At 38.6% G+C, this 22,250-nt stretch carries 26 protein-coding genes; 22 read left to right on the forward strand and 4 right to left on the reverse strand.

Going from position 1 to position 22,250, the window contains the following annotated elements:
• Positions 1-174: 174 nt before the first annotated feature.
• Positions 175-1,590, forward strand: coding sequence for a KAP family P-loop NTPase fold protein (locus PO830_RS10885; protein WP_272853600.1), 1,416 nt, complete (start codon positions 175-177; stop codon positions 1,588-1,590).
• Positions 1,591-1,890: 300 nt separating this feature from the next.
• On the forward strand, positions 1,891-2,304 hold the full coding sequence (locus PO830_RS10890; protein WP_272853601.1) for a hypothetical protein: 414 nt from the start codon (positions 1,891-1,893) through the stop codon (positions 2,302-2,304).
• 280 nt (positions 2,305-2,584) lie between these two features.
• Here the strand turns inward: PO830_RS10890 and PO830_RS10895 are convergent, their stop codons facing one another.
• Entirely contained in the window at positions 2,585-3,262 is a 678-nt protein-coding gene (locus tag PO830_RS10895; RefSeq protein ID WP_272853602.1) for a LytR/AlgR family response regulator transcription factor, read from the reverse strand.
• Positions 3,259-4,059 carry a sensor histidine kinase gene (locus PO830_RS10900; protein WP_272853603.1) on the reverse strand — a complete coding sequence of 267 codons (801 nt, stop codon included), beginning with the start codon at positions 4,057-4,059 and terminating at the stop codon, positions 3,259-3,261. Before PO830_RS10900 ends, PO830_RS10895 begins: the two co-directional genes overlap by 4 nt.
• Before the next feature lie 205 nt (positions 4,060-4,264).
• On the opposite strand from PO830_RS10900, the gene PO830_RS10905 reads away from it, so the two are divergent.
• The 11 genes from PO830_RS10905 (at position 4,265) to PO830_RS10955 (ending at position 14,386) form a co-directional block, all read left to right on the forward strand.
• Positions 4,265-5,383, forward strand: coding sequence for a serine hydrolase domain-containing protein (locus PO830_RS10905; RefSeq protein ID WP_272853604.1), 1,119 nt, complete (start codon positions 4,265-4,267; stop codon positions 5,381-5,383).
• 16 nt (positions 5,384-5,399) lie between these two features.
• Positions 5,400-6,347 (forward strand): M28 family metallopeptidase, encoded by a 948-nt coding sequence (locus PO830_RS10910; RefSeq protein WP_272853605.1) that lies wholly within the window; start codon positions 5,400-5,402, stop codon positions 6,345-6,347.
• Positions 6,348-6,900: 553 nt separating this feature from the next.
• The gene (locus PO830_RS10915; protein ID WP_272853606.1) at positions 6,901-7,992 is read left to right on the forward strand and encodes a hypothetical protein; all 1,092 of its coding nucleotides are present in this window, start codon (positions 6,901-6,903) and stop codon (positions 7,990-7,992) included.
• A gap of 288 nt (positions 7,993-8,280) precedes the next feature.
• Positions 8,281-8,850 (forward strand): SRPBCC family protein, encoded by a 570-nt coding sequence (locus tag PO830_RS10920; protein WP_272853607.1) that lies wholly within the window; start codon positions 8,281-8,283, stop codon positions 8,848-8,850.
• 2 nt (positions 8,851-8,852) lie between these two features.
• Positions 8,853-9,395 carry a DUF4287 domain-containing protein gene (locus PO830_RS10925; RefSeq protein WP_272853608.1) on the forward strand — a complete coding sequence of 181 codons (543 nt, stop codon included), beginning with the start codon at positions 8,853-8,855 and terminating at the stop codon, positions 9,393-9,395.
• Between the two features lie 215 nt (positions 9,396-9,610).
• Positions 9,611-10,042, forward strand: coding sequence for a DUF1801 domain-containing protein (locus tag PO830_RS10930; protein ID WP_272853609.1), 432 nt, complete (start codon positions 9,611-9,613; stop codon positions 10,040-10,042).
• A 69-nt stretch (positions 10,043-10,111) separates the two neighbouring features.
• Positions 10,112-10,396 (forward strand): hypothetical protein, encoded by a 285-nt coding sequence (locus PO830_RS10935; RefSeq protein WP_272853610.1) that lies wholly within the window; start codon positions 10,112-10,114, stop codon positions 10,394-10,396.
• Positions 10,397-10,625: 229 nt separating this feature from the next.
• The gene (locus PO830_RS10940) at positions 10,626-11,360 is read left to right on the forward strand and encodes a LytR/AlgR family response regulator transcription factor (RefSeq protein WP_272853611.1); all 735 of its coding nucleotides are present in this window, start codon (positions 10,626-10,628) and stop codon (positions 11,358-11,360) included.
• A gap of 123 nt (positions 11,361-11,483) precedes the next feature.
• The gene (locus tag PO830_RS10945) at positions 11,484-12,146 is read left to right on the forward strand and encodes a CPBP family intramembrane glutamic endopeptidase (RefSeq protein ID WP_272853612.1); all 663 of its coding nucleotides are present in this window, start codon (positions 11,484-11,486) and stop codon (positions 12,144-12,146) included.
• Positions 12,147-12,502: 356 nt separating this feature from the next.
• A complete protein-coding gene (locus PO830_RS10950) occupies positions 12,503-13,381 on the forward strand; it encodes a hypothetical protein (protein ID WP_272853613.1) in 879 nt (292 codons plus the stop codon).
• A 516-nt stretch (positions 13,382-13,897) separates the two neighbouring features.
• A complete protein-coding gene (locus PO830_RS10955; protein ID WP_272853614.1) occupies positions 13,898-14,386 on the forward strand; it encodes a hypothetical protein in 489 nt (162 codons plus the stop codon).
• Between the two features lie 65 nt (positions 14,387-14,451).
• Here the strand turns inward: PO830_RS10955 and PO830_RS10960 are convergent, their stop codons facing one another.
• Positions 14,452-15,804 carry a TlpA family protein disulfide reductase gene (locus tag PO830_RS10960; RefSeq protein ID WP_272853615.1) on the reverse strand — a complete coding sequence of 451 codons (1,353 nt, stop codon included), beginning with the start codon at positions 15,802-15,804 and terminating at the stop codon, positions 14,452-14,454.
• Positions 15,805-16,031: 227 nt separating this feature from the next.
• Between PO830_RS10960 and PO830_RS10965 the strand changes: the two genes are divergently transcribed.
• The 6 genes from PO830_RS10965 (at position 16,032) to PO830_RS10990 (ending at position 19,777) form a co-directional block, all read left to right on the forward strand.
• Complete coding sequence (locus PO830_RS10965; RefSeq protein ID WP_272853616.1) at positions 16,032-16,523, forward strand: YybH family protein; 492 nt, start codon at positions 16,032-16,034, stop codon at positions 16,521-16,523.
• A 55-nt stretch (positions 16,524-16,578) separates the two neighbouring features.
• A complete protein-coding gene (locus tag PO830_RS10970) occupies positions 16,579-17,199 on the forward strand; it encodes a DUF4386 domain-containing protein (protein ID WP_272853617.1) in 621 nt (206 codons plus the stop codon).
• A 4-nt stretch (positions 17,200-17,203) separates the two neighbouring features.
• Positions 17,204-17,935, forward strand: a complete 732-nt coding sequence (locus tag PO830_RS10975) for a CPBP family intramembrane glutamic endopeptidase (protein ID WP_272853618.1) — start codon at positions 17,204-17,206, stop codon at positions 17,933-17,935.
• Complete coding sequence (locus PO830_RS10980) at positions 17,928-18,401, forward strand: hypothetical protein (protein WP_272853619.1); 474 nt, start codon at positions 17,928-17,930, stop codon at positions 18,399-18,401. The genes PO830_RS10975 and PO830_RS10980 overlap by 8 nt, the downstream gene beginning before the upstream one ends.
• Positions 18,402-18,445: 44 nt before the next feature.
• Positions 18,446-18,811, forward strand: a complete 366-nt coding sequence (locus PO830_RS10985; RefSeq protein WP_272853620.1) for a DUF2200 domain-containing protein — start codon at positions 18,446-18,448, stop codon at positions 18,809-18,811.
• Positions 18,812-18,991: 180 nt separating this feature from the next.
• Positions 18,992-19,777 carry a CPBP family intramembrane glutamic endopeptidase gene (locus PO830_RS10990; protein ID WP_272853621.1) on the forward strand — a complete coding sequence of 262 codons (786 nt, stop codon included), beginning with the start codon at positions 18,992-18,994 and terminating at the stop codon, positions 19,775-19,777.
• 59 nt (positions 19,778-19,836) lie between these two features.
• Here the strand turns inward: PO830_RS10990 and PO830_RS10995 are convergent, their stop codons facing one another.
• The gene (locus tag PO830_RS10995) at positions 19,837-20,466 is read right to left on the reverse strand and encodes a 2OG-Fe(II) oxygenase (protein WP_272853622.1); all 630 of its coding nucleotides are present in this window, start codon (positions 20,464-20,466) and stop codon (positions 19,837-19,839) included.
• 109 nt (positions 20,467-20,575) lie between these two features.
• On the opposite strand from PO830_RS10995, the gene PO830_RS11000 reads away from it, so the two are divergent.
• The 3 genes from PO830_RS11000 (at position 20,576) to PO830_RS11010 (ending at position 22,242) form a co-directional block, all read left to right on the forward strand.
• A complete protein-coding gene (locus PO830_RS11000; RefSeq protein ID WP_272853623.1) occupies positions 20,576-21,094 on the forward strand; it encodes a GNAT family N-acetyltransferase in 519 nt (172 codons plus the stop codon).
• Between the two features lie 72 nt (positions 21,095-21,166).
• Positions 21,167-21,727 (forward strand): DinB family protein, encoded by a 561-nt coding sequence (locus PO830_RS11005; RefSeq protein ID WP_272853624.1) that lies wholly within the window; start codon positions 21,167-21,169, stop codon positions 21,725-21,727.
• A gap of 74 nt (positions 21,728-21,801) precedes the next feature.
• Positions 21,802-22,242: a hypothetical protein gene (locus PO830_RS11010; protein WP_272853625.1), complete on the forward strand. Its 441-nt coding sequence runs from the start codon at positions 21,802-21,804 to the stop codon at positions 22,240-22,242.
• Positions 22,243-22,250: the final 8 nt, after the last annotated feature.

Below are 22,250 nucleotides of genomic sequence, written 5' to 3' on the forward strand. Positions count from 1 at the left end.
ATCCCGCTTTTGCCCTGCAAAACGGAGCTTGCCGAATCAGCCGCCCAGCGCCGCCAGAGGGATAGCCAGGACCGTTGTACACAAGCCATTCAAACCCTTAATCGAGCTAATCTAAGCGAAAAACTAAAATTGATTTGCTATTGTATACATCATTTAAATTTCTAATATCAATCAATGAAAATCAAACATAAATCCGTAGAAATTCCTACCGACGGGACAGATGCTTTCGTCAATTGTAAATTAGATAGAAGAAAATATGCAGAGGTTCTGACTTCAATAGTAAGTACATACTCCAATGGGTTTGTTCTAGCAATTAACAATAAATGGGGCACAGGTAAAACTACATTTGTGAAAATGTGGCAACAACATTTAATTAATCAGGGATTTCAAACGCTTTACTTTAATGCCTGGGAGAATGACTTTCAACCTGAAGTCATGGTAGCATTACTTTCAGAATTAAGTGAATTAAGAAATAAAAGTGAGAACACTTTTCAAAATGTATTAGAAAAGGCTTCTAAATTTCTAACCAAAGCAACCCCTGCATTAACGAAGGGAGTAGCATCAAAATTTGTGGGAGAGGAAGCGGTGTCCGATGTTATTGCTGCCGCTGCAGAATTTACAACTGAAGAATTAGATAAAAAGATTAAATCATTTAATGAGGCTCAAAAAGGAATTATAGATTTTCGAGATAGTCTTAGAAAGTTTGTAGCTAGAGTAGATAATGATAAACCGATAATTTTCATTATCGATGAATTGGACCGGTGCCGCCCAAATTATGCAGTATCCGTTTTAGAAGAAGTAAAACATCTATTTTCGGTGTCAGGAATTGTATTTGTAATATCGATTGATAAAAAGCAACTTGGTCACGCTGTTCGTGGAGTTTACGGTAGTGATTTAATTGATGCTGATGAATATCTAAAGAGGTTTATAGATTTAGAGTACAAAATTCCAAAAGCAAACAAGCAGGATTTTATAGAGTACCTATTACAATATTTTGATTACAATAAATTCCTTTTAAGTCCTGAGAGAAAAGATACCATTGCATTTAAATATGACCTAAACAACTTTAAAACGATTTCTTTCGTACTATTTGAAAGCGATAATTTTTCATTGAGAAGCTTAGAACGTATTCTCGGTAGAATTAGGCTGACAATAAATAGCTTTACCAATCAACAGTTTGTTTTTCCTGAAATTATATTATTGCTAGCCTATCTCTATGAAAAGCATCCTAAAGTTTATGTAAAAATTGAGAACTCGGAATATGGAGTACAAGAAGTTGTAAATGTTATGGATGATATACTTTTTCCATTTCAAGAAAATGATTATCAGGTTAGTATCACTTATTTATATGCATCATTTTTATGGAGATATAATAATCAATACATGAATCTAAATTATAGAGATGCAACGCAAATTATTAAATCAGATGATGCTGGAAATTTCAAATTAGTATTTGATTCCAAATTGGAGGATAGAAATAATAATCTATTAAAATCAATTTTAAAATGTGAGAACAAATTTGAAACTAGCGATATCGAGTTGTCACATATTCAAAAGAAATATAGCTTAATGGAGAGTGTAAGGATATAATATATCTTTTATTCAGAATTTGATACTTTTCATAATTGATTTTATTTATTCATAACATGACTATGGCCAGTGTACAACAACGGCTATCATGCATCGGGTCATTTTCTTAACCGAAAACACTATCTTTAAAACAAACAAAAAGGTCATCGGAATATCTTAAACATATTCGGCGGCTACCAAGCGCTGCTGAATCGCACGCGGTTAACACCGCTTCCCACAAACGCTCCGCGTTTTGGTTCTGCCATTCAGCCGCCTAAGCTCCCGCCGACATGATAGCCCGGACCGTTGGCAAACATTTGAATGAAACGCAGAAAAAACATATTATTCTTCATTTTAGAACTGATTTCTGGATTTGGAATTGGAATTTTAGGAACTCTTTTAGTAACACCCGAAAAACCAAAATTTGATTTGAATTTATCAATCTTAATCGGATTTTTGACAATTTGTGTGTTTGCTCTTATTGGAATTGGAATTCCAGGATTTTTCCACAGCCGAATGAATAACAATAATAAAAAGTTCGGAAACGGAATGGAGAAAGCAGCAATCGGAATCTTAATCGGAATTGTCATTGGCGGAATTTTGAGCGCAATAACTTATAGTTTTTTACCTTACCGAATTTCCTCTTTTTATATTCCCATTTTGACATCAATATTGGGTGGAGTAATTGGATTTAATATTGGAATACAACCTCGAATTGAACTGAATAAAAAATAAAAACGTTTGCCAACAACGTATAACGTGCATAGCACGGGAGGGTTACAAGTATTGAAAATCTTACAATTTCACTTTAAGAAAGCATAATCTGAAAAAGACGTAAATTACAAAACCGTACAACGACACGTTATACAAGACCGTTACCTGCTATGTAAAAAAGGGCATCGTCCTGAAATAGGTTGACTAAAAATTAAACCTTTTAGTACTATACCTAATGAAAGACAGAAAACGACCCTGAATTCAACAACATATTACAATAAATCAGAATTTTATATGTAATTCACAATTTGCCAAGTGTTCTCTTGTAAGTTCTTCCTACGGGAATGGTTTCCTCATTAATAAAAATTCTATTTCCTTCAATAGCAGTTACCATATCCTTATTTACGATGTATGAATTGTGTACACGCATAAAGTGTTCGGGTAATGCTGTTTGAAAATCTGAAATGCCACGAAGCGTTAGTAGCTTATTTGTTTTAGTGACTACTTTACAATAATTCCCTTGCGCTTCGATAAATTGGATGTCAGGCAATTTTACACGATAATTTTTCTTATCTACTTTAATGATTATAAAATCTTCTGAAGTGAAGTTTCGTGGTGAGTTAGGCTCTTTGAATTCCAAAACCGTATTGACTGCCTTGAGAAAACGAGAAAACGTAAAGGGTTTTAATAAGTAGTCTGATACTTGGAATTCATAACCTTTTAAGGCAAATTCTTTATATGCTGTAGTTACGATAACTTTTGGTGGATTTTTTAAGGTTTTCAGCATTTCAAAGCCAGTAATTTTTGGCATATTAATGTCCAAAAACAACAAATCAACTTCTTCTTTTTGTAGTAAGTCTATTGCTTGAAATGCATCATAACAATTGCCTAGCTTTTTCAAGCTGTTCATCTCTTTGGCAAACTCTTCAATAATACTGTGAGCAATGGGTTCATCATCTATTATGGCATATCTAATCATTTTATCTTTAAGATAATTTTTGCACAATATACATTTTCATTTTTTTCTAGAACTAAACTATGCCCATCCGTATATAAATGTTGTAATCGCTTTTTTAGATTCTTAAGACCTAATCCATTTGTGGTTTTGGGTTTTATTTCAAAATTATTGGTCACTTCAAAAGTTATTGAATTATGTTGTTGAATCAAGTGGATGTGGACAAAAGCACCTTCTGTAAGACTTTCAATTCCGTGTTTAAATGCATTTTCAACCAACATAATAAAAAGCAGGGGCGCAACCAATGTTGAATCATCAGCTACATCTTTTTTAAATTGTATATCCACATTTTTCTGGTATCTGATTTTTTGAATATTGATGTACTGTTCAAGATAATTGATTTCGCTTTTAAGTGGTGTATGGTTCTTCTCGCCCTCATAAATAGTATAACGCATTATTTCGGACAGTTTTTGAATGACTTCTGGGGTTTTGTCCGATTTAACTATGGCCAGTCCGTACAAATTGTTCAATGTGTTGAAAAAGAAATGTGGGTCAATCTTGCTTTTCAGCAAGCTCAATTCTGCCTCCATCTTTTCATTTTTAAGTAATCTATAATTACTAACCAATTTGAAAATCCAAGAAACCAAAAAATATCCGATGACGCCAAAAAACAAGACTTGAGAAATCAAGAAATACGTCTCATAAACTGGATTTTTCGAACTTTCCAAGACTTGTTTATAGTGTACCATACCTATGGCTGCACACGCAAGTAGGACTATCGCCACTAAATAAGAAAGACGTTTCTTTTCTATTGGATACATATCACAAAGGTATTTGAATAAAAATTCGACAACAATTTATTTGACAGATTACCCATTTTTAAGCACGCATGACATCAAAACCAAAATGGATAGCATCGCTCATTAATAAGGTGTTGATTGCATCTTTAAATGAACCATAAGTAAATCTTATTATTTGGTATTAGATTGTGACATTAAGTTTACGTGAACTTAAAAAAGTTATTCAATGAAAACCTTTGCATCAATACTATTAATTGGTTTACTGTGCAGTACTACAAAGACAATGTCTCAGTCAGCTGAAACTAAAGAAATGAAATCCATTGACCAGTTAATGGACACTAAAATTCCATCCTTACTCGAAAAGACCAATGTACCAGGTATGGCAGTTGGCATTATCGAAAATGGTGAAGTAATTTATGCAAAAGGGCACGGCTATGCCGATATAGCCAACAATTTTGAAATATCAAAGAATACCGGCTTCAACATAGGTTCTATCTCTAAACTTTTTACTGCTTGGGGCATTATTAAATTGGTTGAAGATGGAAAACTAGACCTAGACGTACCTGTAGAACATTACTTGAAACGTTGGAAGCTACCCAAATCTGAATTTGACCATAGCAAGGTAACTATAAGGGCTATTTTAAGCCATAGCGCTGGATTATCCGTTCACGGCTATCCTGGCTTTCATCCCAACGACTCGCTACCAACATTAGAAGCTTCTTTAAACGGCGAAAATGGACCATTTAGAGACAATGAAATAGTTAAGGTCATTCTTGAGCCACAAACTCAGTTTAAATATTCTGGTGGCGGTTATACCATACTACAGCTTGTTATTGAAGAAGTTACAGCGCAAAAATTTGAAAACTATATGCAAGAGCACATTTTTGAACCCCTCAAAATGAACATTACAAGTTTTAGTCTTAATGATATAATTTTAGAAAAAACCGCAAAGGCTTATAACGAAGAAAGCAAAGAAATCTATTTGGAAAGATTTACCGCTAAGGCTGCTGCTGGTTTGCATACAACCCTTGAGGATTTATCCACTTTTGCGAAAGCTCAATTTATTGATAATGCGGTACTCACAAAAAAGAGCATACAAGAAATGGTAAAGATTATCCCGATAACTCAAACCCAAAGGGTGGCCTACGGCTTGGGCTATGCTACTTATAATTTCGGACCAATTACTGTTACAGGGCACTCAGGCACCAACACAGGCTGGGAAGCAGGTTTTATGATGGATTTTGAGAAAGAGGATGGAATTATCCTTCTTACCAACAGTTCTAATGGGAAGAAAGCCGCAATTAGTGTATTACAAACTTGGGCCAAGTGGCGAATGAACAAATAAAAACACAATTAGAAAAATGAAAAACATCTTCAAAGTATTACTTTTTTGTTTGACAACGATTGCCTGTCAAGACGTGGTCAATGATGGAGTTCTAATTACTGAAAGTTTACCTTATGATAAAGCGGAATACCAAAAAACTATTGTTGGTCAACTATCAGGAAAATATACTTTAGGAAATAATACAACCATTAAGAGTCGCTGGGCTAAAAATGAGCGAGAAGTAGCAAAGAAATATCTTAAAGAACTAATCAACACTTTGGGCATTGAAGCCAAAGAACATAATTACACATCACCAAATCCAAATCCCGCAATTGATTTAATCCTTGACCCTTTTAAGGGAACAAATATTTATGGTAAACTTCCTTCCACAAACAATAGTTCAGAATACATAATTCTTGGTGGGCATTACGATAGCGGAAAGCGAAATGCACCAGGAGCAATAGACAATGCAACAGGGATTGCACTTATTTATAGCGTAGTAAAGGAACTTTCCAAATCTAATACAAGAAATAAGAATATTATTCTTGTTTTTTTTGACCAAGAAGAGGAAGAATTAATAGGCAGTAAAGCCTTTGCCAAATTACTAGGGAAAAAACAATGGGATGTACATTCCATTCATTGCTTTGATATGGTAGGATGGGATGCAGATAATGATAAGGCAATGGAAATATCTTCTGTAACAGAGTCCTTGATTGCAACATATAAATCAGTCGCTACACAGAAAGGTATTCCTATAAAAGACATAAAAATTAATCCTGTGGGTTATGATAACAGTTCGACTGATTTTGATGCATTCGTGCCTTTTGGTTTTAACGTAATAGGTGCTGGTGAATGTTATTATCATAGAGATTCAACGCCTTACAAGGATAGTCCTGATGACACCTTCGATACCGTAAACTTCGAGTACCTTTTTTCTTGTTCAAATTTGATAGAGAGGATTATTAAAAAAATTATTACGGAATGAATGAGAGGCAACGAGCTATTTTGAGAATTTTAAAGAAGAACTTCGTTTATGCGTCTGTCTTTGGCTTGTCATTATTATTCTTCCTTTATAAAGGATTTATTTATTTAATAATAGGCAGTTATATACCTATCGTTTTAATATCAACGATTGTAATTCTTATTATTCTAAGTTCACGAAAATCAGAAAAGTCATTCAAGCGAATTATAAGTATCTGGGTAACATTGTTAGTAGTATGGTCTTCCGTAAGACTTTTATTTAGCCTAATAAATCAATTTTTAAAACCTATTCCAGAAAGTCACGTCTCTGAACAACTTGGCATTTCTGGTTTAATACTTAGTTTACTTTTTCTTTCAGGAGCTATATATTTATGGATATATAAAAAGAGAATATTTGAAAATTAAAGCCAGCAGGTAACAACGTATATAAAAAATAGCGGCGGATGGATAAACGAATTGTTTTTCTTACAAACTATATCCTAAACTGAAAAATTCGTACATTAAAAACCCATAATTGACCGTTATACGGGGCCGATAGTCACCATAAAATTAAAGATATGAGAATAACATTCATTATAGTTATTCTGACAATTCAAGTGAGTTGTAAAAAAGGTCATGAGACGAATATAAAGTCTGAAAATTCTACCATCACTGAATTAACGAAATGTAACTGCAACAATGAAGCAATTACTAAATATCACATTTTAACTAATAAAGCTGAAATTGCAATTTGTGAGGGTGATTTTAATAGTGCATCCAAAAATTACTCATTGGCATTTCGAGAAATCAAAAAACCTTTTGGTCATGACATTTATAATGCCGCACTTTCAAATCAACTCTCTAATAATTTAGATGAAAGAAATTTAAATCTTCAACTACTGATAAATAATTCTGATGATTTAAGTATGCTAAAGTCAATTTTTGTCAATACATATATAGATGAAAACCTTTGGAATTCTTTTATAGAAAAAAGAACCACGGAATATGACTCAAGATTGAGAAATGAATTCAAATCAATTTGGGAAAGAGATCAATTGTTCAGACCAATGTACGACACCCATGCTGACACTATTCAAGCTAATCGAATAATAAATATGAAGAGGATACTTTCAATAACTGATTCTCTTGGCTTCCCTTCTCAGATAGAGCTCGGTTTTAGAAAATCCTTAAGGGGGCAAAATCATGATGTGGTTTTGGTCCATACATCTCAAAGAAGAAGCAGCGATAAAGATATTATTGATCTTGAACCAATTCTTTGCAAGGCAGTAAATGAGGGACGATTTGATCCCGAACAAGCAATCACTTATCTCCAATTCCAAAATGACAAGGATAAAAGAAATTTTGAGGTTTACTCAACTTGGCAATATCGACATCCCTTGTTACCAGATTCTCTAAATAACAAAATATGGCTTGTAAACTTGACTAAGGAAAAATATGAGCGTGCTAATAAAATAAGAAAAAAATGGAATGCTGATCAATTAGAAGACATTGCAAAAAAATCTGATTTTATTTCAAGAAGCAACATACCGTTCATATTTACATCAGTTATGACATTCATAGAAAATATGCCCGCAGATCTTACTCTGGAAGAGGCTTTGGATAAATATAAAATGACTACTTCTGACAAAGTGCCATATAAAGCAAAGTAAATAATACGGTGCCTAACAACGTATATAAAAAATAGCGGCGGATGATTAAACAAATTAAACTTCCTACATTTTTCATTACCTTGTCACTCAGATAAAAAACGAAAAGCGGCGCCACTACCCTGCTGATTCTCACGTCATGCCAAGGCGTGACTAGCAGCTTTTGCGACGTTGCCACAATGCGCTCACGCCACGGACGAGGGTTGGTCGCGAAGACCGCCACAAACCATAGCCCGGACGGTTGGGCATAGTTTGAAAAACTGCACCGCGAAAACGAAAAAACATAGTCAAATGAAAAAAACACTAATTATTCTCTTTACAGTATTTCTGACCTCAATCGCATTAGGACAAGAGAAAAGAATTATATCGAAAATAGATTCGACTAAAACTCCAGAATTGGTCCTAATTCAAGAACTAACTGTAAAAGCGCCAGTCGATTCGGTTTGGGATGCATATACCACTAAAAAAGGTTGGGAAAATTGGGCTGTACCTCTTGCGGAAATTGACCTAAAAGTTGGCGGATATATCAAAACGAACTATAATGAACAAGGGAAAATTGGGGATAGTACCACAATTGTTACTCACATCATAAATTATGTGCCAAAGAGACTTCTAACCCTACAAGCAGAAATAACCGATAACTTCCCTGAATTTATGAAAGATGATGCCAGAGACTTTTTTAATGTCATTTATTTTGATGAGTTAGAAAACGGAGACACCCATATTAAATCATTTGGAATTGGGTATAAAAATAATCCGAAATATCTTTCACTAATGAATTATTTTATTCCAGCCAATGAAAAAACCTTAATGAACTTAATCACTTACTTGGAAGCAGATCTAAAGACAAAAAAAGAATAACTATGGACAAAGCTCTTCAAACAATGATTGATAATATGCCTGAAAAAACTGGTAAATCCTTAAACGAATGGAAAAAGGTGCTTAAATCAAATACTTTTTCCAAACATTCAGAAGCCGTGAATTTTCTAAAAAAGGAGCATAATGTAACTCACGGATTTGCGAATACAATAGTGGCATTATCAAAAGAAGAAGATAACTCGCCGACAGACCTTGTCGAAAATCAATATAAAGGAAAAGAGAAGTTAGTTCCTATATACGAAGGACTGCTAACCGTAGTTAAAGAATTGGGTAATGATGTTACAATCACACCTAAAAAGACAAGTGTAAGCATCATCAGAAAAAAACAATTTGCATTAATTAAACCTGCAAGCAAAACACGAATAGATTTAGGGTTAAAACTAAAAGACAAACCAATAACTGACAGGCTGGAAAATTCAGGGCCTTTTGGTACAATGTGTACACATAGGGTTAGGTTATCAAATGTCAGCGAAATTGATAGCGAACTAAAAAAATGGTTGTTGGAAGCCTATCAAAAAGCAAAATAAAACTGTGAGCAAAAATGGAGATGAGTACTTGCGGTTTAAGTGATAAATCGAAAGATAAGACATAAAGCATAAGTCAGTGCAGAACTGAAAAGTTAGTGAGTAGAATTCCGCTACTACTCATACACGAGCCCGATGTGGCTAATACAGCTTGTTATTAAGATAATCACTAAATTAATCCTTGAAAAGAATAGTACTTCACTACACACTGGAATAAGATGCGTACATTACTTACAAACGTTGATCCGAAGGTTCATACCGTTATAGATGCTTATCCTGAATTGGTGCAAGAGAAATTGAAAAATTTACAGGATTTAGTGTTAGAAACAGCGCATGAAACACCAGAGGTAACTACCTTAGAAATAACGTTGAAGTGGGGCGAACCCAGTTTCGTGACAAATGTGGGTAGCACTTTAAGAATGGACTGGAAAGAAAAAACCCCTGATCAGTATGCCCTATATTTTCAATGCACCAGTAGGTTGGTCGATACCTTTAGATTGGTTTTTGACGAGAAATTTAAATTCGAAGGAAGTAGAGCTATGATATTTCACTTAGATCAAAAAATACCGGAAACAGCATTAAAAGAGTGCATAAAAGCGTGTTTACGATATCATAAGGTCAAACATCTCGAAACTTTAGGAATTTTATAATAACCCCTAGCTCACTAAGGCTATCATGCAGCGGGTCGTTTTCTAAACCGAAAACACTATCTTTGAAACATGCAAAAAGATACTCTCACCATCTTGAATAAAACGCTGTTTTTCTATTTGTGTCTCGCCATTGCCTGCTATTTCTTGTGCCTTTATTTCTTGTCCTATTTTGAAATAAAGTCAGCAGCGATTAGTGTAATACGAGAGTCCATTACCATTCCGCTCCTGGTGAGTCAGCTAATCCTAGTGATTACAGGTATAAAATCCTATTCTTCTGAAAAGAACAACTATATACTAGCCGGAATATCGATCTTGCTAGTTTCTACCCTGTTGACGTTCGGAAGCTTTGTGTAAAGGGTTACCCCCGAAGCTAAACAAAATGGGCGCATGTCCTAAACATAAAACACAAGCGTTACAACAACTAAAAGGGGCATCGGAATCGTAATAATATATTCTAAGGCTCCACAAGCGTTTACATGTAATGATTAGAACCCAGTCAACCAAAAATTCCTCGAGTAAAGAGCCACAAACGCGGCACATTCGCGGGCCCTGGCGTTGGCCAAAAAAAATAATTCTTTACACCTTGTTCTCGTTAGTGGTAAATCACCTGGCCACACGCGAAAGTTTTCCGGGTAGTGAACAGTATCGATTTCCCATAGAGGGGTTCTTGTATTCGATGGCCCTTTGTATTCTTATAGGAACTATTGCTGAGCTCAATTTTAACTATTACAAGAAGAAATATTTCGCTACAAAGGTGGAGGTTGTCACCATCTCAAGGTTTATGCTCACTACGCTTGGATATGTAACGCTGCTATATGTTCCTTTAAGTATTGTAGTAGATTCCATTGTAGGTGGAGAAACAGCCTTTTATTATCTATTGATTGGTTTGTTGATTACGCTATTATTAAGTTTTATCCTCATCGGCTTAGCGTATGCACAGGATATTTATTATCTGTACAAGCATTCTATCAAGGATGCAGAAATTACGATCGAAAGTGGCGTAAAAACAACGAAGATTACGTATGAGAACATTGCTTGTTTTTACAGCGAAAACAAAGTGGTGTATACCGTTCAGAATGATGGTTCCACACTTTCTACCAATTTCACCTTGAACGAGCTCGAAGAAAAGATAAACGATCAATTATTTTTTAGAGCCAATCGGCAGATGATCATTCACAAAGAAGCCGTAGGCCAGGTAGAAAAAATTCAAAATGGCAAGTTGCGGGTTCGGTTAAAACTTCCGGTTGGAAAACACATTATCGATCCTATAACTATCAGTCGGTATAAACGACAGGCATTTATCAATTGGTTTCAATAAAAGTTGTCACAGCCTACCGACCATTCAGTTCTAAAATCACTACCATTCAGTAAAAGCATTAGTGTTTATAAGCGTTTTCAGGTTTTTTGTTCCTTCATTTGAAGACACTTAAAATCAAATAAAATGAGCACATTAACCTTTCGAAAATTCATTATCCCAGCACTTACCGTAACCATTATCTTCTTTCTATGGTTTGGCCCCATTCGAATACCGTATATTGAAAATATTCTCATAGCTGTACTCATCATTCTAGCAAACTATATAGAATATAAGGGAACGCCATTTTCAGCACTCGGATTTCACCGAGAGAAGTTCACAGTAAAAAACATCTTTGTACTGGCTCCCTTACTTGCCCTGGTACTCTTTGCCTTCTATGTGTTTCTATTGGTTCCTGGAGTTACGATGGTCACCGGAATTCCCATAGATTATTCAGGTTTTGATCCTTTGGTAGGAAACCTTCCTGCCTGTTTAATAGCCTTAGTACTGGTTTGGGCAACTGCCGGATTTGGTGAAGAGATCATATTTCGCGGGTACTTTATGAAGCAGTTTGTAAAATTCTTTGGAGAGCGAAAGCTTAGCCTTATGTTAAACATTGCGCTGCTGGCATGCCTTTTTGGATTTATGCATGGGTATCAAGGCATTACCGGGCAGCTTGTTGCCGGGATTGTTGGCGCCATCTTAGCCCTGATTTTCTATCTGCGTAACTACGACCTGTGGTTTGTGGTCGCGGTACATGGCTTTTTCGACACCTTCGCTTTGGTTTGTGTTTACTTTGGATTGGCGTAACGAGCTAACCATTGTATTTTATCGATGAAACACATTATTTACCTACTTAATTTAGGGTTTAACAGCCTGTCTGATGCCTTCAAAAAGTTGGTTAGTTCACCCCGGATTTTGGTTGTTTTAATACTTAAAATTGTACTTTTCATGATGAAGGTGAAGCCACAAAATTCCGTGTTGCGGCAAGATGGCAGAGAAATTAACCGTATATTCATCATCGTTTGTCAGTTTTAATTTAGTCTTTCGAAAGATTGCAAACGATGCGACGGCTCCTGAAAATTTAGTTCGAAAACCTGAACAATCTTTTAGATGGCGCGCAACCTTTTAAAATCAATTAGACTATTACTATAAAATCACATATTATGTTCAAAAAAATTCTTGCGATAGCACTGTTCTTTGCTATCCTGAGCTGTGATAAAGAAACAGCTCCAGAGGTAGTTCAGCAGGACGAAAATCCGTTAATTCTAAAGAGATTATCCTACGAGACTACCAGCAGCCCTGAGTGTTTAGGTAGGTTTGGTGAATTTAATTCTGAAGGAAAACTTTCAGAAGTGTATTTTATCTGTAACGATATACGCACAGATGTAAGAGAGTATAATTATGATTCCGAAGGTAATTTTATAGGTCCGTTTGGTAACTATGAGTTACAATATGATGATAACGGAAACCTGATTAGAGCCGAAATAGACAGTGAGAGATATGTAGAGTATGCATACCAGGATAATTTCGTTACCGAAAGATCTTATAATTATGGAGAAGAATATATTTGGTACTACGTATATGAGTTTTCAGACACCTCCTATTCACAACTATTATCCGTGAAATTATTTGACCAGTCTCAAGGAGATGTGTTACTATCTCATCAATGGTTTAAACATTCAAATGGTAATGTCGTCGAAGTTCATAGTGAGAGAACGATTGGTGAGGAACCAGATTTAGTACAAGAATACTCCTATTTTATTGCCTATGACGATCAGATCAACCCATGGAAACTTGGAAAGCCTAGCAGTCCTATTGTCGCCAATTCGATGTATCTAATATATGATGCCTGGGTAGAATATTCGTTGGCTTATTATTCAAGCAATAATATCAAGGAAATCCAGGCAATCGATTATTTAAATGATACATCGACCCAATTTACATTTGAATATACCTATAATGACGAAATGTATCCCACGAATGCTACCCACTTTATAGCGGGTAATCCTTGGAGAACAATCCTCTTTGAGTATTACGAATAGTTGATTATTTCATTATCATAGGTTACACCATATTATGTTTATGAAACAATGGACGTAGCCCCACACTAAAACCAGCTCTTACAAGCCGGTAGCAGAGGAAGGTATGTTCATCGCAACCTTAGCCTTTATGGACTTCATGATAGATTTTTCAACGACCTTCGGCTAATACAATAATGGATACATCCACAAGCAGGACCGCAAATAGGTACCCTTTTTGTTAGTAATTGGTTTGCTAGGTTCCTTTATCGGAAAAAAGATCCTGGCGTACCTACCGCAGTCGGTCTTCATCAAACTTTCGCTATACCTCATCTTATATATTGGGATCGCAACGTTCGTAAAACTTTACATAACTGGACCCCACTAATGATGATCTGCATGGCTGAGGCCTAAACCGGGCTTAATATGTATCGTTCGGTCTCCAGTCCCATTTAAATTAGTTGTACCTTGAGGTCATAAATTCCAAACCATTGCTGTTAATATCATAGCTATATCAGCGACAAATAATAAGTGCATCCCATGAAATCTCTCAGTATATTACTTCTCTCCTTGCTATTCTCGACCCTTGCCCTGGCGCAAGAAAATAACCTGGCGTCCATCGATGGCATTGTCAATGAACTTCTCGATCAAATAACGATTGAAAAGGGAGAGAAAATGGATACTACAGCCATTAGAAATTTATTTCACCCTTCGGCAATTCTTACGGTAGCCGACTCCTCCGGTGCGGAAAGTGTTTCTATAGCTAACTTTCTAGTGCTTCTGAAAGACCCTTACTACGAAGCGGGGTATCTGGAACAGGAGCTTCATAAAATCGTGCATGAATACAATGGAATCGCACAGGTCTTTCAAAGCTTTTATGGGAAAGATTCGGAAGGAATGGAAGAAAAAGGTATCAATAGTTACCAGTTGGTGTACTATGAAAAACGATGGTGGATTATCAGCCTCTTATGGACCATTGAATCAAAAGATTCCAAAATACCCTCCCAATATTTGAAAGAACAGGATTGATTCCTTTATAACAAAAATAGTACGCAGAACGACTGACAACGCAATCTATAATCAAGAAAGCTTCGTTATTTCAACAAGGCATCTAAGCGCTTTCGTGTCTTTTCAAAAGAGGGTCTTGGGGCTTCCGCGTCAACAATGTTTCCGTCCGGATCGATCAAAATAAACCGAGGAATCGAGTTTACCGCATATGCGTTCATAAAGTCGCTGTCGAATGAATTATCCGCAAATAATTGCAGTCCGCCTAGCTCCTTATCGCTAATCATTTTCTTCCACGTGCCTTTCAATGCCTCCTTATCCACAGAAATACTCACAAAAATGATATTCTTTTGATGGTATCGCGTCTCCAGTTCTTTCAAATAGGGTACTTGTTTGATGCAGGGAGCACACCAGGTGGCCCAAACATCAATATAAACATAAGAGCCTCTCAGGTCGCTAAGCGCTACTGTATTTCCTTCTGCATCTTCAAAACGGAAATTGGGTGAAGGATCTCCTGTTTGTAATCCTTCCGAAGCCATCACTTCTTCATATCGTTTTTCGGACGCCTCAATAAAGGGTTGGTGTGTGACGACTCGCTTGATGAGATCAAGATAGTCTTTTGCCCGACCTTCTTTGTTCGAGATCTTTGAGTAAAAACCATTGATAAGACTAAGCGCCAGATCTCGTGATGGCACCTTCTTAAGAACCTCCAGCATTCCGTCGACATCCGGTTCGGCTTCAATTCTTTTATTCCAAATAGCATTCACCAGGTAGTGATAATACGGGTGTGTCATATAATCCTCTTGATCGTTCAAGTTAAGGTTGTCAAGGGGTGTAAAGAATTGCTGAGAAGGAGTGATTTCCTCGCCCAGGTAAAACTCATAATTCGAGGCGTAATTTTGAATGTTTAACAGCCGTTCGTATTCAAGTGACTTGGTTTCCGCCTTCCGAAAAAAGGGTTCCACCGCAAACGTTTCCAGGGCTTCCAATTGTTTGTCTTGTAAGGCTGAAAGATTCTCGAGGTAGGCAGATTCTCCCACTTTATAAAAAGCCTCTAGATTGCCGGTAACTTCCTTATCGATCTTAGATTTCAGCACCAAGTAATTGTTTCGCTCGGCACCCCTACCTTCAAACCGAAGCGTATTTTCAAAATCCTTTGCATCGAAGAACACGCTAAGCGCATCCTTTGGGGACAAATAGAGGTAAGCACTGTTCCTTCCGTATTCAAAAAAGTAATAGCCCTGTTCGATGGTAAACGTAGACTCAAAACTACCATCCTCATTTATTTCTAGGGTCGTAAGTTCAAAATTGTTCACATAAGAGATAGAAAGGGTAGCAAGCGATGCATTTGCTACCCTTCCGGAGAGTTGTACTTTTCCGCTTTTAGCGTAGGTGGAAAAACTGAGCACAATAGCAAATAGCGTAGCATAGAATGTTTTCATAGTAGATGGATTGAGAAGGCGTTAGGTCCTTCAGAAAGTGTAACAAAATGCGGGTACAATACGTCCCCTAAGCAATAATACCAAAATTAAGAGGAATGTCATAGCACGGTGCTAGGTTTCAGAAAGGTAAACACCGCTGTACATCCAAATTTTGCGTATCTTAAAACCCTGTAAAGACATCTTAGAGAAGATATTACCAACCATACAACTAACCAAACAACCATACCATGAAATCGATCCTTGCCATCCTCCTACTGTTTGTGGGCATCTCTTGTGCTGAAAAGACTACGCAAACGGAAGTAACGCCCAAAAAAACATCCAAAATTGATATCGAAGCCGAGTTAGCAGCTATCGAAGAAACCAGAGCTGCCTTTCAACTTGCGATTAAAGAAAACCGATTCGGGGATCTGAAGAAGTACGCCACCAGCGATGTGCGTTCTCTCGACAGCGATTGTGGCCCTTGGGAACCCTTTAAAGAACTTCGGAAAAACCCCACAGGAAAATTCCACTACGATAGTTTGGTCATGCAACCTAAAGAAACCATTATTGTGAGCGATAGTGTGGCCTATGATTTTGGGACCAGTTCAACCTATTATACCAATGCCGAAGGGGAGCCTATTGAACTTACAGCTACCTTCCTCGCCGTGCTCAAAAAAGATAAAAAGGACGGCCGATGGAAACTGCACCGTGAAGTAGCGAACACTAGAGATTTGGAATAAGCTTGAAAGAAACCGTATAGCGCGCTTCCGCAATCCAATCCTTAAAAAGCAACCCATGACTTCAAGACATTTCGCTCGCATCGCTGGCGTGAGTTATCTAATAATTTTCTTTTCCGCCATTTTTGCAAACTTCTTCGTGGTCGAAAAATTAATAGCTACGCCTTCCTTGGCCTTTGCCGAGAATACGGTATTGATACGTTTTGGAATCGTCGCGTTTTTAGTGACTGTGTTGTTGGATATCGTCATCGCCTGGGCGCTTCAGCAACTCTACGCACACCACGCGTTATCGTTGCTTAGCACCTTCCTTCGCGTGAGTCACGCCCTGCTCATGGGAATTGCCCTGTATCCCCTGGCGGAAATAGTCTATCTGGACACAGAGGTTGCCGTGCTTAACAACCTGAGAGCCTTTAATACTATGTGGCTCATCGGACTCTTCCTGTTTGGTTTTCATCTCATCCTTTTGGCAAGAATCATCCCGGCGCCAAAGATCCTACGGGTACTGATCGCTATGGCCGGGCTCCTATACATTTTAGATACCTCAGCCTATTTCCTACTCGCTTCGTATGAACAGTATGCATCCCTACTATTACTTGCCGTAGCCACGTTCAGTATTTTGGGGGAAATGACCTTAACCCTTTGGCTGTTGACCAAAGGGGGAAAAATAAACAATAGCTGATACTATGATCGGAATTCTCATCGCCCTCGCCTTGTCCTGGTTGCTCTTATATGTTTTTGAAAAGAAGAGTCTCTTGGCCCTGGGATGGCTTCCCGTTCGCAAAAGAACCCTGCAATTTGTTCTTGGCTTTTGTTTTACCGCGCTTCTCTGTGTGCTCGCACAGTTGTTAGAAGGATTTTTGAAGGCTTCGCAATGGGTCGTACATCAAGATAGTTCCGCAGCAGGTGTGCTTAACTCCGTTTGGTGGGATATCAAATCTGTACTTACGGAAGAGTTGATTTTTAGAGGAGCCTTGCTATATATTTTAATCAAAAGAATCGGAGCTTCCAAAGCCGTACTAATCTCTGCCGTTGCCTTTGGCATCTATCATTGGTTCTCCTACGGGGTGCTCGGAAACGTCATGGCAATGCTCTTCGTATTTGTGGGTACCGGACTCATGGGGTACGCCTGGGCATTAGCATTTTCTAAATCGAAGTCGATATTGTTGCCCTTCGGACTCCATTTGGGATGGAATGTCACCTATAACACCGTTTTTTCTAAAGGGCCCTTAGGAGATTTGTTGCTGGTTTCTGAAGGCGGTCGAGCCGTTTCTGAAGGAATCTCATTCTTGAATTTCAGTATAGGAATGACCATCATTCCCCTACTCGTGCTCCTATTTGTGGTTTACGGCGTAAAAAGGAATTCCGAAAAACAAAACGAGGGCGCGTCAATCATTCAAAATAGACGTAATGAATAACACCCGAGCGCAAAAAGCTCCCAGAAGTCTTCGGAAAGGCCTGAAACGGTACCTTGTACTTTTTGGATACGTGGTCACCCTGTGTGCAACCTCCACTGTGTTCGGCCAGGTACGGCCCGGTAGCTATGAGGCTCGCTTTTATCTTACCGATTCATTTACTGAATACACGCTTGAAGTAAAGGAAGATCATACGTTCTCGTTTCACTTCTACCGAAAGAATTTTTGCGAAATGTGTAAAGAGATCAATCAATTCGGAAAGGGAACCTGGAAGCGCAAGGGTTCCGATCTCCTGTTGCTGGCAAATGAAATAACCGATGTAGACGAAACCTTCATGCTCAATCTGAATGACTCGAAAGCCCGAATTATAAAAAGGCGAGGGCCAAACGACCAACAAAAGGAAGTCCTTTCGTTTTACGCCTCTTCAATTTATTGGGTGAAAGGCCTTGAGCTTACCCGAACGAAATAGGATATATGCAGATTTTACATACCTTCACATAAAAATCACCTCCCATGAGTACCACCCCCGAACACGACGCCCGAGTTGCGAAACTCGTTTTTGGATCTGTCTATCCGCACTACCTCACGAAAGTAGAAAAGAAGGGACGTACCAAAGAAGAACTACATCAGGTAATCGAATGGCTCACCGGCTTCGACCAACCCACCGTACAAACCCTTATCGAGCAAAAGGTCACCTTCCAAGAGTTCTTTGCGAAGGCCACGCTACATCCAAATGCCCACTTGATCAAAGGGGTTATTTGTGGCTATCGTATTGAAGAAATTGAAACCCCGCTAACCCGCCAAGCGCGCTATTTAGATAAACTGGTAGACGAATTGGCGAAAGGTAGAAAGATGGATAAGATCCTAAGAACACCGTAACCCTACTAGCAATAGGCGTCGTAACATAATTTGCCAAACCATTGGCGACCACTACCTATTTATCTACCTGAACACTTTCTGATCCTTTCTGAAAAGTGGCTTGCTACAACTTCTGTAATACCTCAGGCAACGCTTTCCTTCAGAAACACGTCTCTAAAGAAAAGACCAACGCTAAAACCCATGAGCTCCGCTACCAAAAACCTACTGATCATTTGTGTTTCATTCGCACTCTATTTCATTGCAGACGATCTCTTTTTTAAACCACTCAGAACCCTATTTTTTGAACACACCCAGCAGCTTGGCATCAGCCATATACTGGCCTACCTGCTCACCGGAATTCCGTTATTTTTAGGCGTATGGTATATAGTAGGTCGAGCTTCGGTTTGGGAATATCTCGGACTCAAAGCGTCGGTTCTCAAAGCACTCGTATTCGCGCTTATTTGCACCGCTCCTATGTTTCTTGGCTTCGGACTCCTTTTTGAGTTTTCTTCGGAAATATCCATCAATACCATCCTTATCGGAGTGGTTTCCGCAGCATTTTTCGAAGAACTCTATTTTCGCGCCTTCTTGGTGGGAATGCCTTTCCGAACAACAAAGCTCGGATTTCTACCTGCCGTACTTTTTGGAGCACTGTATTTCGCCGCCTTACATGGATATCAAAGTACCGAAATTGCAGAACTAGCGGGCATCTTTCTGGTAACCTTTCTGGGCGGGGTCTTATTTGCCTGGGTGTATATAGAATGGGAGTACAATAGTTGGGTTCCCATTTTCTTGCATCTATTGATGAATTTGTCGTGGGAACTTTTTTCGGTAAGCGATACGGCCCTCGGCGGAGGGTATGCAAACGGACTTAGACTTGTTACCATTGTGCTCGTTATTGTACTTATCATCGTTTACAAAAAAAGGTCTGGAAAAGGGTTTAACATCCACAAAAAAACACTTTGGGTGCAAAAAACACCTGCCTAAATTCACTCGTTGAATGCGTGGTACTGCTCACAAAAATAGGGTGCCTATTCCTGCGCCGCTTACCCTAAGATAGATCCTAAGGGTGCCGGCTGTTGCAGCAACCAACCGGTTAGGCTGTAGCGCGGTTTCTGAGACGGCAATACGGCATGTGGCACGACGGCACTTTTAAACATGACGCACCGCGCCGCCACAGGTTCAATGCGGTAAGAAGTCCCATCATTTTCAAAGATTTCCAATTCACCTCCGTCGCCCGGTTGCCACACCTCATTCAGGTAAAGCACCATACTGATGGTTCTGTTATTGCGATTGTTGAATTGGTCCAAATGCTTATCGTAATGACCTCCCTTGGGGTAATGCGCAAAATGAAATTCATAACCCGACAATCCCAAATAACAATACCGATTATAGATATGCAGGGTCTCGTCTATCAAGTTCCAGAAATCACTTAACTGAGTATCTCTTCCTCTGTCGAGCCAGTAGGTATAATCTCCTCGAATCTCCTCGCGAATGATATTATTATTCAATGCTCCAATACCGGCTTTGGTAAAGGCCTCCAACTGCAACAGAAAAAAAGAGCGAATCGTGGCAAAAAGGGGAGCGTCCACAAAATTATCTATGATGACGACATCATTTTGAGAAAGTTCATCCATCCAGGAGAGCCATTTCTCGTGTGTATGACAGGTATCCAATTCATAAAATAAGCGGGTAAATATACACTATTTTTATGCTGAAAAAACGTACTTTCATACCATCAAAGATCCAATTGGCACTGTCGTCTTAAACCTGTATAGAGCTTCCGTGAAATTTCAAACCTTCGAAACCGAAAGATTATACCTGAAACCTACTTCGAGAGAGGATGCGGCCTTCATTTTCGAGTTGCTCAATTGTCCGAAATGGATTCGGTATATCGGCGATCGAAAGGTTTCATCAATACCCGCCGCCGAAGCGTATATACAAGAAAGAATGCTTCCGCAGCTAGAGCGCCTGGGATTTTCCAATTATACCCTCACCACCAAAGAAGGAAATGACAAAATTGGGACATGCGGACTCTATGACCGCGAGGGCATATCTGGAGTAGATATCGGTTTTGCTTTTTTACCACAATATGAAAAAAAAGGCTACGCTTTTGAAGCAGCTTCAAAAATGAAAGAAGTAGCGCTTTCGGTCTTTGGAATAAAACGGATTTCGGCGATTACTACGCATGACAACCATGATTCAAAACGGTTGCTCGAAAAACTCGGATTTCAGCAAAAAGGAGTGGTAACCCTGCCCGAAGATTCTGAAGCGCTTTTATTATACGAGATACACCAACCCTAAACATTTTTAGGAATAATAGAAAGAACTGAAAAAAAAAAGCGTTCACTAATCAAAACAGTACAAAACACCGCGATGAACATAAAAACCACCGTCAAGCAACAAATCACGTTCCTATTATTTGCAGTAACCTTGGTCTGTGTCACACCTTTAGCCGCACAAGATAACGTCTATATTCAAGAGTATCTGGAACGCCTAAAACAATCGAAAGAATACCTACTAGTTGTGGCTGACCTCATGCCCGAGGAGCAGTATGGGTTTAAAGTCACTCCCGAATCCATGACCTTTGAAGAACATCTTATGCACATTGCGTGGGCCATGGACTGGCATAGTCAATCGCTAATGGGCGGGCGAAAGGCGCGCAATTGGGAAACCGACAACACGCTTAAAGTGCACCATAAGTCCAAGGCAGAAATGATGGAAACGCTCTCGAATACCTTCGAGACCACCATAGCTTTTATTTCAGCTTTTGATAGTAAGCACCTCGATGATCGCCTTGATTATTTTGGCGCGAACAGGACCAAGCGGCAAATCCTCATGCTTTTGTCTGATCACATCACCCACCACCGGGCACAAATGCTGGTTTCGTTGCGCCTCAAAGGTATCACCCCACCGCGATACGTATTGTATCAATGATGCCTTAGCTGTCTACATAACTAATATTTGCCACGCAACGATTGTAGCCCAACCGCATCTTAAAATAAAAAGCTATGATAAAAAGAACATTTTTTATCATTTCTGCAGTGATGCTATTGGTATACGCCTGCGGAAGTGATGACGACGTAGATTGCACCACGGCCCTACCCGCTCCCAATTTTTTCTTACTGGGTTTTTTCACCACCGAAGGAACGCCTTTGCTAGGCAACGTATATGATCAAGAGGCATTTCGTGTTTTCAATACCGACACCACCTTCCTCATCCCCTATCAACCTGGAAGCTACCCCAACCGTTTGGCGGTACGATTTCCCGCTATTCAGAATGATACGGAGTATTTTATCGAACTTTCCGAAAAAGATACTGACACCCTCCAATTCCGTTACGAAACCATGCAAGGGCCTTGCTTTCCGAACTACACCTTGCAACAAGTTACCTACAATGGCACTACCATAGCTTTAGAGACTTCAGGAGAGGTCGATCTTATTAAGGAATAGAGAAACAG

Origin of the sequence: Altibacter sp. HG106 (assembly GCF_028561755.1) — a bacterium.
GTDB lineage: Bacteria > Bacteroidota > Bacteroidia > Flavobacteriales > Flavobacteriaceae > DFVG01.

Bases quoted from the DNA above. Each gene is read 5' to 3' on its own strand.
- PO830_RS10885 (WP_272853600.1), top strand. From the start codon at position 175: ATGAAAATCAAACATAAATCCGTAGAAATTCCTACCGACGGGACAGAT.
- PO830_RS10890 (WP_272853601.1), top strand. From the start codon at position 1,891: ATGAAACGCAGAAAAAACATATTATTCTTCATTTTAGAACTGATTTCT.
- PO830_RS10895 (WP_272853602.1), bottom strand. From the start codon at position 3,262: ATGATTAGATATGCCATAATAGATGATGAACCCATTGCTCACAGTATT.
- PO830_RS10900 (WP_272853603.1), bottom strand. From the start codon at position 4,059: ATGTATCCAATAGAAAAGAAACGTCTTTCTTATTTAGTGGCGATAGTC.
- PO830_RS10905 (WP_272853604.1), top strand. From the start codon at position 4,265: ATGAAAACCTTTGCATCAATACTATTAATTGGTTTACTGTGCAGTACT.
- PO830_RS10910 (WP_272853605.1), top strand. From the start codon at position 5,400: ATGAAAAACATCTTCAAAGTATTACTTTTTTGTTTGACAACGATTGCC.
- PO830_RS10915 (WP_272853606.1), top strand. From the start codon at position 6,901: ATGAGAATAACATTCATTATAGTTATTCTGACAATTCAAGTGAGTTGT.
- PO830_RS10920 (WP_272853607.1), top strand. From the start codon at position 8,281: ATGAAAAAAACACTAATTATTCTCTTTACAGTATTTCTGACCTCAATC.
- PO830_RS10925 (WP_272853608.1), top strand. From the start codon at position 8,853: ATGGACAAAGCTCTTCAAACAATGATTGATAATATGCCTGAAAAAACT.
- PO830_RS10930 (WP_272853609.1), top strand. From the start codon at position 9,611: ATGCGTACATTACTTACAAACGTTGATCCGAAGGTTCATACCGTTATA.
- PO830_RS10935 (WP_272853610.1), top strand. From the start codon at position 10,112: ATGCAAAAAGATACTCTCACCATCTTGAATAAAACGCTGTTTTTCTAT.
- PO830_RS10945 (WP_272853612.1), top strand. From the start codon at position 11,484: ATGAGCACATTAACCTTTCGAAAATTCATTATCCCAGCACTTACCGTA.
- PO830_RS10950 (WP_272853613.1), top strand. From the start codon at position 12,503: ATGTTCAAAAAAATTCTTGCGATAGCACTGTTCTTTGCTATCCTGAGC.
- PO830_RS10955 (WP_272853614.1), top strand. From the start codon at position 13,898: ATGAAATCTCTCAGTATATTACTTCTCTCCTTGCTATTCTCGACCCTT.
- PO830_RS10960 (WP_272853615.1), bottom strand. From the start codon at position 15,804: ATGAAAACATTCTATGCTACGCTATTTGCTATTGTGCTCAGTTTTTCC.
- PO830_RS10965 (WP_272853616.1), top strand. From the start codon at position 16,032: ATGAAATCGATCCTTGCCATCCTCCTACTGTTTGTGGGCATCTCTTGT.
- PO830_RS10970 (WP_272853617.1), top strand. From the start codon at position 16,579: ATGACTTCAAGACATTTCGCTCGCATCGCTGGCGTGAGTTATCTAATA.
- PO830_RS10975 (WP_272853618.1), top strand. From the start codon at position 17,204: ATGATCGGAATTCTCATCGCCCTCGCCTTGTCCTGGTTGCTCTTATAT.
- PO830_RS10980 (WP_272853619.1), top strand. From the start codon at position 17,928: ATGAATAACACCCGAGCGCAAAAAGCTCCCAGAAGTCTTCGGAAAGGC.
- PO830_RS10985 (WP_272853620.1), top strand. From the start codon at position 18,446: ATGAGTACCACCCCCGAACACGACGCCCGAGTTGCGAAACTCGTTTTT.
- PO830_RS10990 (WP_272853621.1), top strand. From the start codon at position 18,992: ATGAGCTCCGCTACCAAAAACCTACTGATCATTTGTGTTTCATTCGCA.
- PO830_RS11005 (WP_272853624.1), top strand. From the start codon at position 21,167: ATGAACATAAAAACCACCGTCAAGCAACAAATCACGTTCCTATTATTT.
- PO830_RS11010 (WP_272853625.1), top strand. From the start codon at position 21,802: ATGATAAAAAGAACATTTTTTATCATTTCTGCAGTGATGCTATTGGTA.